General features: G+C 68.7%; 10 protein-coding genes. 4 read left to right on the top strand and 6 right to left on the bottom strand.

The window, feature by feature from the left end; translation table 11 throughout:
* The first annotated feature begins 174 nt into the window (after positions 1 to 174).
* Positions 175 to 3,084: a cation-translocating P-type ATPase gene (locus tag EL245_RS08630; protein ID WP_126382772.1), complete on the top strand. Its 2,910-nt coding sequence runs from the start codon at positions 175 to 177 to the stop codon at positions 3,082 to 3,084.
* A 206-nt stretch (positions 3,085 to 3,290) separates the two neighbouring features.
* Here EL245_RS08630 and EL245_RS08625 read toward each other — a convergent pair whose 3' ends face one another.
* From EL245_RS08625 to EL245_RS08615, 3 genes are all read right to left on the bottom strand, one after another.
* Positions 3,291 to 3,914 (bottom strand): hypothetical protein, encoded by a 624-nt coding sequence (locus EL245_RS08625; RefSeq protein ID WP_126382771.1) that lies wholly within the window; start codon positions 3,912 to 3,914, stop codon positions 3,291 to 3,293.
* A 237-nt stretch (positions 3,915 to 4,151) separates the two neighbouring features.
* Positions 4,152 to 6,218, bottom strand: a complete 2,067-nt coding sequence (locus EL245_RS08620; RefSeq protein WP_126382770.1) for a DUF6571 family protein — start codon at positions 6,216 to 6,218, stop codon at positions 4,152 to 4,154.
* A gap of 12 nt (positions 6,219 to 6,230) precedes the next feature.
* Positions 6,231 to 6,575 (bottom strand): hypothetical protein, encoded by a 345-nt coding sequence (locus tag EL245_RS08615; protein ID WP_126382769.1) that lies wholly within the window; start codon positions 6,573 to 6,575, stop codon positions 6,231 to 6,233.
* A 315-nt stretch (positions 6,576 to 6,890) separates the two neighbouring features.
* On the opposite strand from EL245_RS08615, the gene EL245_RS08610 reads away from it, so the two are divergent.
* A complete protein-coding gene (locus EL245_RS08610; protein ID WP_126382768.1) occupies positions 6,891 to 7,685 on the top strand; it encodes a TrmH family RNA methyltransferase in 795 nt (264 codons plus the stop codon).
* A 17-nt stretch (positions 7,686 to 7,702) separates the two neighbouring features.
* Here EL245_RS08610 and EL245_RS08605 read toward each other — a convergent pair whose 3' ends face one another.
* Positions 7,703 to 9,067 (bottom strand): MFS transporter, encoded by a 1,365-nt coding sequence (locus tag EL245_RS08605; protein ID WP_126382767.1) that lies wholly within the window; start codon positions 9,065 to 9,067, stop codon positions 7,703 to 7,705.
* A gap of 346 nt (positions 9,068 to 9,413) precedes the next feature.
* Between EL245_RS08605 and EL245_RS08600 the strand changes: the two genes are divergently transcribed.
* Positions 9,414 to 10,733: an MFS transporter gene (locus EL245_RS08600; RefSeq protein WP_126382766.1), complete on the top strand. Its 1,320-nt coding sequence runs from the start codon at positions 9,414 to 9,416 to the stop codon at positions 10,731 to 10,733.
* 316 nt (positions 10,734 to 11,049) lie between these two features.
* Complete coding sequence (locus tag EL245_RS08595) at positions 11,050 to 11,697, top strand: TetR/AcrR family transcriptional regulator (protein WP_126382765.1); 648 nt, start codon at positions 11,050 to 11,052, stop codon at positions 11,695 to 11,697.
* Positions 11,698 to 11,768: 71 nt separating this feature from the next.
* Here the strand turns inward: EL245_RS08595 and EL245_RS08590 are convergent, their stop codons facing one another.
* Positions 11,769 to 13,154, bottom strand: a complete 1,386-nt coding sequence (locus tag EL245_RS08590; protein WP_126382764.1) for a glycoside hydrolase family 30 protein — start codon at positions 13,152 to 13,154, stop codon at positions 11,769 to 11,771.
* A 125-nt stretch (positions 13,155 to 13,279) separates the two neighbouring features.
* Positions 13,280 to 15,397: a beta-galactosidase gene (locus EL245_RS08585; RefSeq protein ID WP_126382763.1), complete on the bottom strand. Its 2,118-nt coding sequence runs from the start codon at positions 15,395 to 15,397 to the stop codon at positions 13,280 to 13,282.
* Positions 15,398 to 15,486 lie beyond the last annotated feature (89 nt).

Below are 15,486 nucleotides of genomic sequence, written 5' to 3'. Positions count from 1 at the left end.
CAACTGTCGCGCGGTCGGCGCGTCGCTCCTGACGGCTGTGCGCGGCGGCACCGGCCGGCGCTCCGGCCCCAGGTCCCGCACCACAGCCGGGCCCAACCGCCCTGCGGCCAAGCCCACAGCCGCCAGGGGCGAACTATCCTCGCCCGGGCACGGCGCACCTGGTGGGATGATCCCGTGACACCTTCGACGAGCACGACCGCCCCCGCGGCGGCCCGCCCCGACACCCCGTGGTCCAGCCCCGCAGACTCGGTGGCCGCCGACCTGGGCACCGACACCGCCACCGGCCTGAGTGCCGGGGCGGCCGCCGAGCGCCTGGCCGCCGACGGCCCCAACGAGCTGCCGAGCACCCCGCCTCCTCCGGCGTGGAAACGCTTCCTCGCCCAGTTCAACGACCCGTTGGTCTACCTGCTCATCCTGGCCATCGCCATCTCAGCAGTCGCCTGGGTCCTTGAGGGCGCCCACGGGGTCCCGGTGGACAGCCTCGTCATCCTGGCGGTCATCACCCTCAACGCCGTCCTCGGCTTCGCCCAGGAGTCCAAGGCCGCCGACGCCGTCGCCGCGCTGTCGGCCATGACCAAGGCGTCCTCGACCGTCCTGCGCGACGGCAACCGGGTCGTCGTGCCCTCCTCCGACCTCGTCGTCGGCGACATCCTCATCCTGGGCGAGGGCGACCAGGTCGGGGCCGACGCCCGTCTCCTGAGCGCCGCCTCCCTGCGGGTGGTCGAGTCCTCCCTGACCGGGGAGGCCGACGCCGTGACCAAGACGGTCGAGGCCACGCCCGCCGATGCCGACCTGGCCGACCGCACCTCGATGGTCTACCGCGGCACCTCGGTGGCGCAGGGCACCGGGCGCGCGGTGGTCACCGCCACCGGCGCGCACACCGAGATGGGGGCGATCGCCACCATGCTCGACGCCGTCGAGGAGGAGCCCACGCCGTTGCAGGAGGAGATCCACCAGATCTCCAAGATGCTGGGCGTCATCGTCGTCGTCATCGCCGTCGTCGTCGTGGGCACCCTGCTCCTCCTGGCCGACGACCGCAGCTCCGAGACCTTCATCCACGCCCTCCTGCTCGGGGTGTCCCTGGCTGTCGCGGCCGTTCCCGAGGGGCTGCCCGCGATCCTGTCGGTGGTCCTGGCCCTGGGCGTCCAGCGCATGGCCCTGCACAAGGCGGTCGTCAAGAAGCTGACGAGCGTGGAGACCCTCGGCTCGACCTCCGTCATCTGCTCGGACAAGACCGGCACGCTCACCCGCTCCGAGATGACGATCCAGGAGGTCGTCACCGCCGCGGGCACGACGGTCGTCACCGGCATCGGCTACCGTCCGGAGGGCAACGTCGCCCCCGACGCCGACCGTGACGGGCAGCCCGACGCCGACCCCCTGACCGGGTCCCTGCGCGACGAGGTGACGGTCGTCCTGTCCGGCGGGGCGATGGCCTCTGACGCCGAGCTGACTGTCGACGACGGGGTGTGGAGCGTCGTGGGGGATCCCACCGAGGGCGCCTTCCTCGTGGCCGAGCGCAAGCTCGGCACCGAGGGGTCCCGTGAGGGCCGTTTCGTCCGGGTCGGCGAGGTCCCCTTCACCTCGGAGCGCAAGCTCATGAGCGTCCTGTACACCGACGCCAAGCACGACACGACGATCCTCGTGGCCAAGGGAGCCCCCGACGTGCTCCTCGAGCGCTGCACCCAGGTGCGCGAGGGGGATCCCGTCGACGACGACGAGGGCGTCGACCACGTCTCGGGGCACGCCGCCCCGCTGACCGACGAGGCCCGCTCCTCCTTCACCGAGCACATCGCCGACATGTCGGGCCGCGCCCTGCGCACCCTCGGGGTGGGCTACCGGGTGCTGAGCCAGGACGAGGCGAGCGAGGTGGCCGCCGCCCAGGGTGGGGACGCCGACTTCTCCCACCTGGAGAAGGACCTGGTCCTGGCCGGTGTCGTCGGCATCATCGACCCGCCCCGCCCTGAGGCGGCCGTGGCCGTCGCCGAGGCGCACCGCGCGGGTATCCGGGTGCTCATGATCACCGGCGACCACCCTGCCACGGCCGGACGGATCGCCGCCGACCTGGGCATCGCCGAGCGGGGTGCGCGCGTCGTGACCGGCCGTGAGCTGACCGCGATGGACGACGCCGAGCTGTCGGCCGCGGTGGCCGAGGCCAACGTCTACGCGCGCGTGGCTCCTGAGCACAAGATGCGGATCGTCGACGCCCTGAAGTCCCAGGGGCACACGGTCTCGATGACCGGTGACGGCGTCAACGACGCCCCGGCCCTGCGCGCGGCGGACATCGGGGTCGCCATGGGTATCACCGGCACCCAGGTGACCAAGGAGGCCGCGACGATGGTGCTGGCGGACGACAACTTCGCCACGATCGTGGCCGCCGTGCGCGAGGGCCGCCGTATCTTCGACAACATCAAGAAGTTCCTGCGCTTCCTCCTGTCGTCGAACATGGGTGAGGTCCTCACCGTCTTCACCGGCGTCGTGCTGGCCGGTGTCATCGGGCTGAGCGACCACTCGACCTCCGGGGTCGTCCTGCCGCTCGTGGCCACCCAGATCCTGTGGATCAACCTCGTCACCGACTCCGGGCCGGCCCTGGCCATGGGCGTGGACCCCAGCGTCGAGGACGTCATGGCCCGCAGCCCGCGCAAGCCCGAGGACCGGGTCGTCGACGCCCGGATGTGGGGCGGGGTGCTGCTTGTCGGCGCCGTCATGGCGATCGCGACCCTGACGACTCTCGACCTGTTCCTGCCCGGCGGGGTCATCGAGATCGCGGGGGTGTCGGTGGACGACCTCGACACCGCGCGCACCGCGGCCTTCACGACGCTTGTCTTCGCCCAGCTGTTCAACACCCTCAACTCCCGGTCCGAGACGGTGTCGGCGTTCCGCCACCTGTTCGTCAACCGCTGGCTGTGGGGGTCGATCGCCCTGGCCATCGTCCTTCAGGTCGCCGTCGTCGAGGTGCCCTTCCTCCAGGCGGCCTTCTCGACCGCGCCTCTGGACGCGACGCACTGGGCGGTCGTGGTTGCCATGGCCTCCCTCGTCCTGTGGGTTGACGAGATCCGCAAGGCGATCATGCGCTCGAGGGCCTGATCCGCTCGAGACGACGGCGAGCCGCGTACGGGGGCTCCGGACTGGCAGTCCGGAGCCCCCGTTGCCTGTGCGTGCCGGCTCGTTGCCCGCCGGTGGCCTGTCTCAGTCTGCCTGCGGGAGGTCAGCGACGATCGCGGCCGTATGAGGCCGTGTGCGGGCCGTCCGTGGCCGTCGCTCATGGCCGGCGGGTCCATGTCCGGGCGCGGCTAGTCGGGGTAGCCGGTGACCGCGACAGAAGGACCGTCCTTCGTCTCAGCCAAAGCCTGGGCCACCTCCTTGAAGACGGCGACGATCACTGCGGTCTGGGCGTCGACCTCAGGATCGGACAGATCCTTCGTGGCCCTGAACCTCACGCTCGCATACAGCCCGTTCGGATACTCCCACACGACCGCCGGAGCCCCGTTGTCATCCCGCAACGTCACACCACGCCCCTCCAACCCCTCAACCACAAGAGGCGACGCATCCGGACGCGACACAATCTCCTCAAAACTTGACCACCCACTGCTCTCATTAATAACAGGAGACACCCTGACAGAAACTTTGAACGTGATGACTTCTTTATGTCGAGGAGCAAACGAAACTACTTCGCAATGAAGAGGATACAAATCGCCGCCAGCGCTCATCACGAACGCCCTGATCTGCCAGCCCAGGAGGTTCTCGAGCACACCGGCGTCCACGATCCCGCACACCTCGATGTCATCACCCACCCGGGCGGTCGCGGACGCCGACGCCTCCGCAGCAGCCACAGCAGCTACACGAGCCCGGACCTCCCGCACCACCCAGAACCCAAACCCCAGCACCAACGCCAGCACCACGCCGACAACGAGCACCCGAGCACCTCGGCGTATTTGATCCGCCGACATCAATTTCTCCTTTGTCCATAACAAACTGGCAGTCCGATTAAAGGCAAACAATTTATCGTTATCAAAAACGGAGATGCGACTACTTCGACCTCACTTACAGTCGTTTCACATAGTGATGGCGCGCATTGAGCAACCTTTTCGATTATTCGAACTCAGATCCTGTCATATGGAATACATCACAAGACACTAAATCACGCAGCAATTTCAGCCTCCAGAATACGACTCACCCAACTGCCGCCCCGTTGCTTGGTTTCCGTTGATATCGGCGCCCAGCGACTCAGCCAACTCGCTGTCGAGAGGTTTCTCTGAGTCCGCCCTCATCAGTTCCTCTTGCCAGTCGACCATGTCCTTGTAGTCATCTTCGGTGGCGCTGCTGAAATCGATTTCATAGGTTCCGTCCGATCTCTTCACCACCCATGAGTAGACGTCGCCGACTTCGGCCAGTGTTTCCTGCGTCATCAGTCCACTGTTCGCCGCGTGCTGCAAGGCAGCTGCCCGGTACACTTGACTCTGATCGTCGAGCACCCGGGACCCTCCACTCTCAGCGTCGCCCATCAAGGACTCAGCGATGACGGGAGCCGCGATCGTGATGGCGGCAGAAGATGTCGCTTGTCCCATGGCCGAACCCGCCACGGTTCCGACTGGACCGCCGAGCGAGCCGATGGCACCGGTCACAACGGTCGCGAATGCCGTCAAGGCGATCGATGCGTTCGACACCTCTTGGTCGGCATTCGCTTGCGCCTGCTCACCGAGGTGTTCCGCTTTTGCGTCGGCGATTCCCGCAAGATAGCCTGCCGAATATGCCCCTTGTCTGTACTGCTCATCGATCGCCTCGACCTGGGACTCCCAGTCGTCCGGATGCTCAGCCATTGCATGCTCCGTGGCGCGACTTGTTTCACTGGCCAATGCCGCGCCGATCGTAGCGACAGCATCGGCATTATCTGCCACGCGATATGTCAACAGTATTATTTCATCCGAGTCGGCCCCCGGTATCGGCTTGCCACCCGGGGCTGATTCAACAGGCTCCGTCGGGTCCTTGGAGTGTCCACCCCCGTACGCGGAGGCCACTTCCGGCGCACAGTTCGCCAGAAGGAGGGCGACGCGGGCCTTCGCGTCGTCGTTGTAGAGCTCCTCGTTGTGACCGGTGTGCGCGGCGAGCTCGTGAATGCCAACGCCCGCCGCCTGATCGGCACGAGCCGCGACTGATTCAGTTGTCGAGGATCTCAGTGAGGAGGCGGCCGCGACCGCCGCCGTGAAGCCGGCAAATCCGGACTCGTCCCAGTCTCTCGCCGCCAAGTTCTCCAGAACTGTCGTGTCAGCACCGCTTTCGTCACTGTTGCTCGCGGTCGCAAGATAGTCAAGGGCTGCTATCGGATTGTTCCCCATGGCGTCAAGAACGCCCTCCATGGGGTCGAGCCCCGGACCGATCAATACCGGAACCGATGTGTCGCCGTGCTGGACGACGTACGGGTAGCTCTTCGCCTCCGTGTAGTCGATCTCATCAAGACCGTCGGCCATTCTCAGCAGGAACCCTCTGCCGAAGCTGAGGTCGTTGACGTGGTCCCCGTTGGCGTCGTGATTTCCCAGGACGGCATTGAGAACGGTGATCTTCCCGTACTCACCCTCTTCATCACCATCAACAGACTCGACAATGGTGTCGGCGACCTCCTGAGACCGATCAGGGGTCCATCCGGTGGACGCTGTGGCCAGCAGTGTCCCGAGGAGATCGGCGACTTGCGCGGAGTGCACGCTGTTCTCCAAGGGCAGACTTGTGAGATTCTCAGGGCCGACAGCCTCGATAAAGCTGTCGGCGTACACGAAGTTCTCTTGGTTGGCTTGAACTGAAGCGATGACCTCATCATAGGAGCGCCCGGTCTTCGTGGCCCTGCCGGACTGGACCTGTTGCATGTCGACGGCGTCCTGGACACCCTGGGCCCAGCTGACGAGCGAGGTCGACGACTCGATCGTCACATCGTCCGGCAGCTCCAGCTCAATCGTCCCGTCGGCATCCATGGTCCCGACGCCGGACTCGCTGACCTCGATGATCTTGTTCATGCACAGCTCGATGTCGTCCGCCCGGCTGTTGACGTCGGCGATCGCGTTCGCCGCACTCACACAGAAGTCCGACATCTCGGTACCACCCAGCGGATCATGCTCGAGATTGGATCTCAGGTCGATGGACTGCTTCGCCAGGTCCGCGCCCGCCGCCAGGTCCCGCAGATCGCTGATCTGCTGCCTCAGATTGTCAGGGTTCATCATCAGGGTCGTCACTGCGGCTCCTCATCAGCCGTGAGGCCATTGTGCTTCTTCGGAGTCTGCAGGCACATCCTCCGGCGTATTGGCTATCGCAGTCTCGATCTGCGCCTCGAGATCGGCGAACACTCCCGTCAGGGTATCGACCTCCGTCCTGGTGTCGTACGCCTGCTGCGACGCGAGGTTCCCCGTCCACGTGTCCTCAGCATCGATGCTGGACGGCTCGGCCAGGAAGGCGGCAGCCAAGGGAGGCTCGTTCGTCATGTACGCCGAGGAGAAGGAGAAGCCAAGCTCCTGGTTCTTCGACGTCACCAGCGACTGGAGCGAAGTCAGGGCCAGATACCTCGGGTTAGTGACTGACGCGTCGGAGCTCATGACGTCCTCTCATCATGATCGAAACGGCACCTAGGGAGTCTAACGCGTGTCGCGCAGCATCGCAAGGTCCGATGTGACCGCGGTCTCGGGGAATCACGACGGTCGACGCAGGCCGATCGGCCGACAGGCCGACGCCACCGAGGCCTGCCCTGCGCCCGGCCCAGACGCTCGGACCCCCAGCACACTCCTAGGACGCACGACGGCAAGCCCCCGCCCTGCCCCTCCAGCGACGAGGCTGCCCGATCACAGCCACAGCACCCGCGCACCGGAACGCACCGCCCACCGACCACCCGGGGGCTGTGTAGGGTAGCGCCGATGGCACCCGATGAGATCGTCACGATCACCCAGCGCTCCGACCCGGCGATCCAGCGGATCGCCGACATCTCCAAGCCTCGCTTCAAGCCGGGCTCGGTCATGTTCCTCGAGGACGAGCTCCCGGTGGCCGAGGCGATCCGTGCCGGGGTGCGGCTCGTCGAGGTCTACGCCGACGCCTCCCACGTGCCCGAGGACCTTGTGCGCCTGTGCGCCTCCTACGGCGTCCCGTTCCGGCTCATCGCCTCCCCGCTCATGGCCTCGGTCTTCAAGTCCGGCCGCCGCCCCGAGGTCGTCGCGGTCGCCTCCACCCCGCCCCCCGCCCACCTGGAGGACATCGACCTGGGCTCGGGCGACGTCGTCGTCCTCGACGGGGTGCGGATCGTCGGCAATATCGGTGCGATCGTGCGCTCGGCCTTTGCTCTGGGAGCCGCCGGGGTCGTCCTGTGCGACAGCCAGCTCGACACGGTCATGGACCGCCGGCTCGTGCGCGCCAGCCGCGGTTACGTCTTCTCCCTGCCGGTCGTCCTGGCCGAGGCCGACGAGGTCCTGCGCTGGGCTCGCGGCCGGTGCAGGCTCGTGGGCCTGGCCGCCGACGGACGCACGACGGTGGGCCAGGTCGGGCGACTCGACGAGCCCCTGGGCCTCGTGTTCGGCAGCGAACTGCGGGGCATGTCCCCGGGGGTCGGGGCCGCGGTCGACCTGACCGCCACGATCCCCATGGTCGAGGGAGCCGAGTCCCTCAACGTGTCCGTGGCAGCGGGGATCGCCCTGTTCGCCAGGTCGAGGCTCGGCTGAGGCCTCCCGCTCACGGCTCAGGTCGCGTCGGCCGCCCCGTCCAGACGGTCCGCCCCGTCCGGACTGCTGGACACCGAGGGCGCCCAGGCCACCTCACGCGCCCGGTCGCCCAGGAGGCGCACCCGCCACCGGTAGGTCAGGGCCACCACCCACACGAGGACGACGAGGGCCGCCTGGACCGGGCGCGACCAGCCGACGTCGGGCAGGACGAGGACCGCCACGCCCGCCGCGACGCACTCCGAGGTGTTGAACAGGACGTCGTAGACGGAAAAGGCGCGCCCCCGGAAGGCGTCAGCGGTATCGGACTGCACGATCGTGTCCACGGCGATCTTGGCGCCCTGCACGCCGACGCCGAACACGAAGATCCCCGCCGTCATGACAGTCGGTTCGTGGCCGACGACGAGCAGGAGCTGGCCGGCTGTCCCCCCGGTCAGGCACAGGACCACCCAGGTCGAGGGGCGCACCCTCTCGTGGGCCAGCGGTGTGAGCACGACCGCTAGCCCGTGCCCGGCGACCATCGCTCCCATGAGCACCCCGAAGACCGCAAGCCCCGTCGTCGCGTCCCGCGGGTCAGCCAGGAGGTTGCGGGCCGTGAGGATCATCGTGATGAGCTCCATGCCGTACACGAAGCGGTGCGCCGCCATCGTGGCCAGCGCCAGCCCGGGCGTCCCGCGCTCGGAAAGGTAGCGCACCGCCTCGGCCAGGTCACGGACCGTGGCCGCGAGCGCCGCCGCCGGGCTGGCAGAACGGTCGGCCCTGTCCGGGCCGAGCCCCTCGACTCCGATCCGCAGGACGACGACCGCGGCCAGGCAGTACAGCCCGGTGGCCACGACGAGGCTGGCCGTGTCCTGGGCGGCGCCGTCGGGCAGGAGCACCCTGAGGCAGAAGCCGATGACCGCCCCGAGCGCGGCGGCGGCCCCGCCCAGGGTCGGCACGATGGAGTTGGCCACGAGCAGCCTCTCGCGGTCGACGACCTGGGGGAGCCCGGCGGAGAGCACCGACAGGAGGAAGCGGTTGATGCCCAGGGCCACGAGCACGAGGACGTAGATAACCGGCCCGACTCCTGTCGTGTTGAGGACCGCGGCGGTGACGCCGATGATGGCCGCCCGCAGGAGGTTGCCCACGACCAGGGTCTGACGTCGTCGCCAGCGGTCGATGAGGGGACCGGTCAGGGGTCCGACGACGGAGAAGGGCAGGAGCATGACGACGACGGCCGCCGCCACTCCCGTAGCGGTCGTCATGTTCTGGGGCTGGAAGAAGAACAGGGAGGCCAGCCCCACCTGGACCATGCCGTCGCCGGTCTGGGAGACGAGCCTGACCGCGAGCAGGGTGCGGAAGTCACGGGTGGTGGCCAGCCCGGTGAGATCGGAGATCAGGCGCATGAGAGCGCCCCTGCCCACGTTGCCGGCATGCCCCGCGTGCCCCGCATGACCCGCACGGTCGGCACAATCGGCACGGCGCGCACGGCCGGGGGTGGCGGCGCGGTCGGCGTCATGGCCTGACCGGCCAGCTGGACCGGGCCCGGGGACCTGCTCATCGCTCTCCTTCCCGACCCGGCAAGCCTATGTCGTTCCTGCGCAGGTCACCGACGAGCTGGAGGCGCCGCCCGTGACGGGGTCCTGGACGAGCCGTTGACGGGGTGACGCGCATGGATTACGCTCACCATCGAACTTACTAATCACTTAGTAGGTCCCCTGACGGACATCGTCGTTCGATGAAAGGGCCACCATGGCACCGACCTCCACCGAGGACTCCCCAGCCTCGACCACACTGTCCAACCTCGCCCCCGACACCGGTCACCCGCTCCCGCGGTCCGCCATGGTCCGCTTCGGCGCGGGATTCATGGCCATCTCCGTCCTGTGGGCCCTGGGCCTGAGCTCGGTGGCCACCGTGCTCCTGCCTCAGCGCCTCAAGGACCTCGGCGTCGACGACCCCGACTCGCTGCTGGCCACCATCAGCGCGGTGACCGCGATCGTGTCCCTGGTGTCCAACCTCGTGTTCGGGAACTTCTCCGACCGGACCCGCTCGCCCCTGGGACGGCGCACGCCGTGGGTGGTCGCCGGCGGCCTGCTCGGCGGCGCCACCCTCTTCGGGGTCGGTGTCATCGGCAACATCACGCTGCTGACCATCGACTACTGCCTGTGCATGGTGGGCCTCAACATGATGCTCGCCCCGGCCATCGCCGTGCTCTCCGACCGCGTCCCGGAGAACATCCGCGGCACGATGTCGACCTTCTGGGGCGTGGGAGCCGCCATCGGGTACCCGCTGGGGGCGATCATCGGGGCCCGCTTCATCACCACTGGTCAGGCCTCGACCCCGGGCTTCGTGCTCGGCGGCGTCCTCATGGGCGTGTCCGGCATCGTCGCGGTCGCCCTGTGGCCCAAGGAGCGCTCGGCGGTCGACCTCGAGGCCGCCGGCGGCTCCGTGGCCGACCTGCTGCGCTCCTTCGTCCCGCCGACGCGCAACGCGGGAGACTTCTACAAGGCCTTCATCGGCCGCTTCACGATGCTGCTGTCCTACCAGATGATCAACGCCTACCAGCTCTACATCATCCAGGACCACCTCAAGGACGCGGGCAAGGCCCTGTCGGCGGCGCAGGTCGCCGCCACCGTCACCCTGACGAACACCATCATCATGGTCGCGGGACTCATCGGCGGGTTTATCTCGGGCCCCATCTCCGACCTGCTGCGTCGCCGCAAGGTTCCGGTCGTCCTGGCCTCCCTGTGCTTCGCGGTGGGAGTGACCATGCCGTGGCTCCTGCCGACGACCACCGGGATGTACCTGTTCGCCGGCATCGCCGGCTTCGGCTACGCCGTCTACAACGCCGTCGACCAGGCTCTCAACGTCGATGTCCTGCCCGACCCGGAGACGGCGGGCAAGGACCTGGGCATCCTCAACATGTCCACGACGCTCGGGCAGATGTCGGGCCCGATCATCACCGCCAACGTCGTGGGGGCTACCGACAGCTACACCCTCGTCTTCCCCATCTCCATCACCTTCGCCGTCCTGGGCTGCATCTCCATCCTGGCGATCCGGCGCGTCCGCTGAGCCGGGGCCGCTTCGGGCACCGCAGCCCAGGTGGGCGCCGGCTATCCGGCCCACGGAGCCACCCACGAGCCGGACGCAGAGGCGGACGCTGAGCAGGGGGCACCACCGCGACACCGGTGGTGCCCCCGTCGTCGTCGCCTCCCCGCGTTCGACCGGTCATGTAAATCTCGACCGGCTCAACGCACGCACATAGGCGGTCGACAGTCACATGACCGGTCGAGGGGCGGGGTGCGGAGGGCGGACGACGGCGAAGGAGCGGCTTGCCGTGCGGAGCTCCTGCCACCGACGAGGCAGGGAACCTTCATAGGATCTGACCATGGCCTCCACCCCTCCCGCAAAGCCACGCATCCGCATGAGTGCCGAGCAGCGGCGTGAGCAGATCGTCGAGGTCGCCACCGACCTGGTGGCGACGCACGGCTTCAACGGCCTGTCCCTCCAGAGAGTGGCCGACGGCGTCGGCATCACCCAGGCGGGCCTCCTCCACTACATCGGAACCAAGGAGGGGCTTCTGCGCCTCCTCCTCGACCAGCGCTACGACCGTCAGGGCACGCCGCAGGACTTCATCGACTCCGGTGACCCCGCGGCCACGCACCCCGAGGGGATGAGCCTGCCCGCCTACTTCCGCTACCTCGTCGCCTTCAACGAGGCGCGCCCCCGGCTCATGGGCCTCTACATGACCCTGGGCGTCGAGGCCACCGATGAGACCCATCCGGCCTACGACTACTTCATCAACCGCCCCGACCAGGTGTGGGACTACTACTCGCAGTTCACCTGGCGGCTGCCTCCCCAGGTCATCGAGGCCGGCGGGTGGGCCACGATGCGGCCCCTGGTCGAGATGGTGCTCGAGGCCATGGACGGTATCCAGGTCCGCTACTTCCGCCGTCCCGCGATCTCCTTGAGCCAGGAGTGGGCGCGCTGGGAACCGGTGCTCTTCCCCTCTCCGACCTGGGACGGCTACCGCTGAGCACGCCCCTCGGACCGGAGGCACCCGGCTCGGGCACGGGCCCGCCGGGGCTCCCGACCCGGGCCCTGCTCTCAGCCGGCGGGCAGCAGCACCGTGGAGATCGAGTCCGCGGGAAGCGTGAGGCGCACGAGCCGGTCGCCCACCCCGAAGGAGATCGGCATCGGCAAGCCCATGTCGTTCTGGGCCGCCAGCACGACAGACCCGTCGGGGTTGGCGAAGGCGAGCACGTTCTCGTAGCCCGTGTACGACAGGGTCGGCACCGCGCGGGCTCCGGGGGCCACGAAGTGCGACAGGTGCTTGAGGACGTAGTACTCGTGGTTGAAGGTGAACCCGCCGGTCTGAGGGTCGACCGTGACGAGGGAGTTCTGGCTCCAGCCCCAGCGGGAGACACCTCCGGCGTCCAGCGCCAGGTTCCAGTAGCTGTAGACGGTGGCGCCGTGGGTGAAGTAGTGGCGCATCATGGTCCAGGCGTAGCGGGCGTAGCGCCAGTCGTTCTTCCCGTCCCCGCACTCCTGCTCGGACTGGTAGATCTTGAGGTCGGGGTGGTCGTGGTGGACGAAGGGCACTGCCGCCTTGCCCGCCCACTGGAAGGCGACCCCTCCCAGCCGGTCGCCGATGACCGGGTCGGCCAGGACCTCCTCGACGAGCCGGGGGTCGGGCCGCTCCATCGTCCCGAGGAAGACCTCCACCCCCCGTGACTCCATCTCGGGCACGAGACGGCGCAGAAGGGCCACGAGCCCGGCCGGGGTCCACGTGCACGAGGGGAAGACCTGGTCGGAGTTGAACTCGTTCTGGGGCATGACCATGAAGACGTCGATGCCGCGCTCGCGGTAGGCGTCGATGAAGGCCCCGAAGTAGCGGGCGTAGGTGTCGAGGTTCTCCTCGGTGAGGACGAAGCCGTCGGTCCCCTCCGCGATGGCCCGCTCCGGGGTGAGGCCGTTGTCGTACCGGGCCTGGGCAGCCGCGGGGTTGGGAACCGCGCAGGCGTAGTGCCTGTTGGTCTTCATCCAGGTCGGCGGGCACCACGGGGAGGCCCACAGGCGCAGGTCGGGGCGGACGGCCTGGGCGGCCTTGATGAAGGGCACGAGGGTGGCCTCGTCGTGGGCGATGGAGAAGTCGGCGAGCTCGTGGTCGCCCTCGGTCTCGTCGTAGGAGTACCAGTCGACCGCGAAGTCGTTGGCGCCCACGGGCATGCGGCACACCGAGGCGTTGGCGCCCTCGGGGCTGAAGATCTCGCGCATGATCCCGGCGCGCTCCTCCTCGGTGAGCCGGGACAGGGAGGTCCAGCCCAGCTCGTTGAAGCACACCCCGAAGCCCTCGACCTCCTGAGCGGGGGCGTCGAGGCGGACGAGGACCTCGGGGAAGACGTCGGCGGGGCCGACCTCGACAGGTGCGGCGGGGGTCGTCCAGGGCTGGGTCTCGGTGGTGACGACCCAGGTGGGTGCGGTGGCGGTCATGAGGGCTCCTCACTGGTCGGTGCGGCGTGGTGTCGGTGGCGGAGGGAGGGTGCAGGAGGGTGGCGGAGGGGGACGCAGCGGAGGCCGGACGTCGTCGACGCCGGAGCCCCGGGGCGCACGGGCGGTCAGGCGGCGTCGCCCTCGAGCACGAGGACGCCCCAGCCGGGCAGGGTCACCTCGCCGCCAGCGGCGAGGGCGGTGCCCGGCTCACCTGTGGTGCCCAGGACGTCGGTCCCGGCCACCGGCAGGTCGAGGGAGACCGGGTCGGCGCCGTAGTTGAGGAAGTAGGTGAGCCACCGGCCCCGGCCGTTGACTCCCCGGCGCACGGTGACCCTTCCGGCCAGGCCCACCGGCCAGTCGCGCCCTCCCGCCTCGTCGAGGACGGTGGTCAGGACCGCCTGGAGGACCTCGGGGCTCGTCCACGCGGCGACGTGGGTGACCGAGCCGGAGCCCACCGCGCGGCGGGCGATGGCGGGCCCGGACCAGGCGTGGTGCTCGTAGCTCGCCAGCACCTCGACGTCGGCTCCACCCTCAGGGGCCTCCACGGGGGTGAGCAGCTCCATGTAGGTGCGCAGCCCCAGGTCGACCTCCCCGGCGCGCCCGTCGAGCGCGGTGGCGAGGGCCCCGGCCGGGCTCAGGCGCACCCCCTGGGGACGGGTGAACTGGTCGGTGCCCAGTCCCAGCATCCCCGACAGGCCGTGGGGCTGGCGGTCGGTGACGACCTGGAGGTTCTCGTCGGCGACGCCGGTGCGGAAGGTCGTGACAAGCCTGCCGCCGCCGGACACGTAGGAGCGCAGCGCCTCGGTGGTGGCCTCCGACGCGGTGTAGAGGGCGGGCACGACGAGCAGGTCGTAGTCGCTGAGGCGCTGCGCCGGGGCGTCGGCCGGGAGGATGTCGACCTCGACGTTGAGGTCGAACAGGGCGTCATAGACCCAGCGGAACACGTCGTTGTAGTTGAGGCCGCCGCCTGAGTAGGCCCGGGGGAACCCGGTCTCGAGGCTGAACCACTCCAGGGCGGTCAGGGCCTCGTTGGACACCATGATCGCCACCCGGTTGCGCTTGCGCAGGCCCGTCAGGGCCTCAGCGTGCTCGGCCAGCTCACGGCCGAGGACCGCCGCCTCGAGGTAGGTGGGGTTGGCGGAGTAGTCCTGGGAGACCAGGCCCTTCCAGTAGGTCTCGAAGGAGTTGTGGAGGGAGCCCCAGTGCCAGTACATGACTCCCATGGCGCCACCCGCCAGGTGGGAGTAGGCCTGGAGCCGCAGCTGACCGGGGTAGGGCAGCCAGCCCATCTGGCCCTGAGCCTGGGTCTCGACAACGAGGTAGGGCTCGCCGTCCTTGAGGCTGCGGGACACGTCCCCGCCGAAGCCGATCTCCTTGCCGGTCAGCTCGTCCTGGCCCGGGTGGTAGATGTCGACGCCCGCCAGGGTCACGGCCCGGGCGGCGGCGAAGTGGTCGACCGCCGGCTGGATGCCGAAGGAGTGCCCGCGCCACTCGTAGTCGAAGTTCTGGGTGACGAACTGGTGCGGCAGGCGGTAGTCGTCGACGATGCGGCGCTGCCAGGCGAGGAACTCGGTGACCAGGCCGCGACGGAAGGCGTCGAAGGCCGCGGCCAGGGAGGCGTTGATCGTGCCGGTCACGTCCGGGAAGTCCTCCCAGGTGTTGATCCGGTTCGCCCAGTAGTTGAGCCCGTAGGCGGCGTTGAGGGCCTCGAGGTCCCCGCCGAAGCGCTCCTTGAGGCTGTCGCGGAAGGCCCGCTGGATGTCGTCGTTGGCCGCGTCGTAGTACTTCGTCTCGTTGTCGAGCTGGAATCCGGTGACACCGGGGTGCGGCGCCGTGCGCGACACGAGGGCCCGGATCGCGGCCTCGGCGTGGTGGCGGTAGGCCGGGGACAGGATGTTCATGTTCTGCCGGGGCCCGTACCGGTTCGGGCCGGCGGCGGTCACGCCCAGGACCTCGGGGTGACGGGCGGCGAGCCAGGTGGGGACCGCGGCGGTGGGGGTGCCGATGATGACGTCGAGGCCGTGGGCCCGGGCGGCGTCGAGGGTGCGGTCGATGTGGGTGAAGTCGAAGGTGCCCGGGGCCGGGTTCCAGGTCCCCCACGTGAACTCGGCGATCCGGATGGTGGTGAGGCCGGCCTCAACCATCATCGCCATGTCCCGCTCGAGGCGGTCGGGCCCGGCGGAGGCGGGGGTGTACTCGTCGTAGTAGGCAGCGCCGAGGACGAGACGGTCGGTGTGCGTCATTGAGACCCTCCTGAGCGGCTCCCTCGCCGCTTATCTAGTGGTTACTAGATAGTAGTCACTGGGGAGCGAGAAGGGAAGGGGCGCACCGG

The sequence above is a fragment of the Actinomyces howellii genome (assembly GCF_900637165.1).
GTDB classification, from domain to species: domain Bacteria; phylum Actinomycetota; class Actinomycetes; order Actinomycetales; family Actinomycetaceae; genus Actinomyces; species Actinomyces howellii.
This window is presented reverse-complemented; position numbering and strand designations above follow the sequence as displayed.

Excerpts from the sequence above, each read along its gene's own strand:
- EL245_RS08615 (WP_126382769.1), bottom strand. The coding sequence starts at position 6,575 with ATGAGCTCCGACGCGTCAGTCACTAACCCGAGGTATCTGGCCCTGACT.
- EL245_RS08610 (WP_126382768.1), top strand. The coding sequence starts at position 6,891 with ATGGCACCCGATGAGATCGTCACGATCACCCAGCGCTCCGACCCGGCG.
- EL245_RS08605 (WP_126382767.1), bottom strand. The coding sequence starts at position 9,067 with ATGCGCCTGATCTCCGATCTCACCGGGCTGGCCACCACCCGTGACTTC.
- EL245_RS08600 (WP_126382766.1), top strand. The coding sequence starts at position 9,414 with ATGGCACCGACCTCCACCGAGGACTCCCCAGCCTCGACCACACTGTCC.
- EL245_RS08595 (WP_126382765.1), top strand. The coding sequence starts at position 11,050 with ATGGCCTCCACCCCTCCCGCAAAGCCACGCATCCGCATGAGTGCCGAG.
- EL245_RS08590 (WP_126382764.1), bottom strand. The coding sequence starts at position 13,154 with ATGACCGCCACCGCACCCACCTGGGTCGTCACCACCGAGACCCAGCCC.
- EL245_RS08585 (WP_126382763.1), bottom strand. The coding sequence starts at position 15,397 with ATGACGCACACCGACCGTCTCGTCCTCGGCGCTGCCTACTACGACGAG.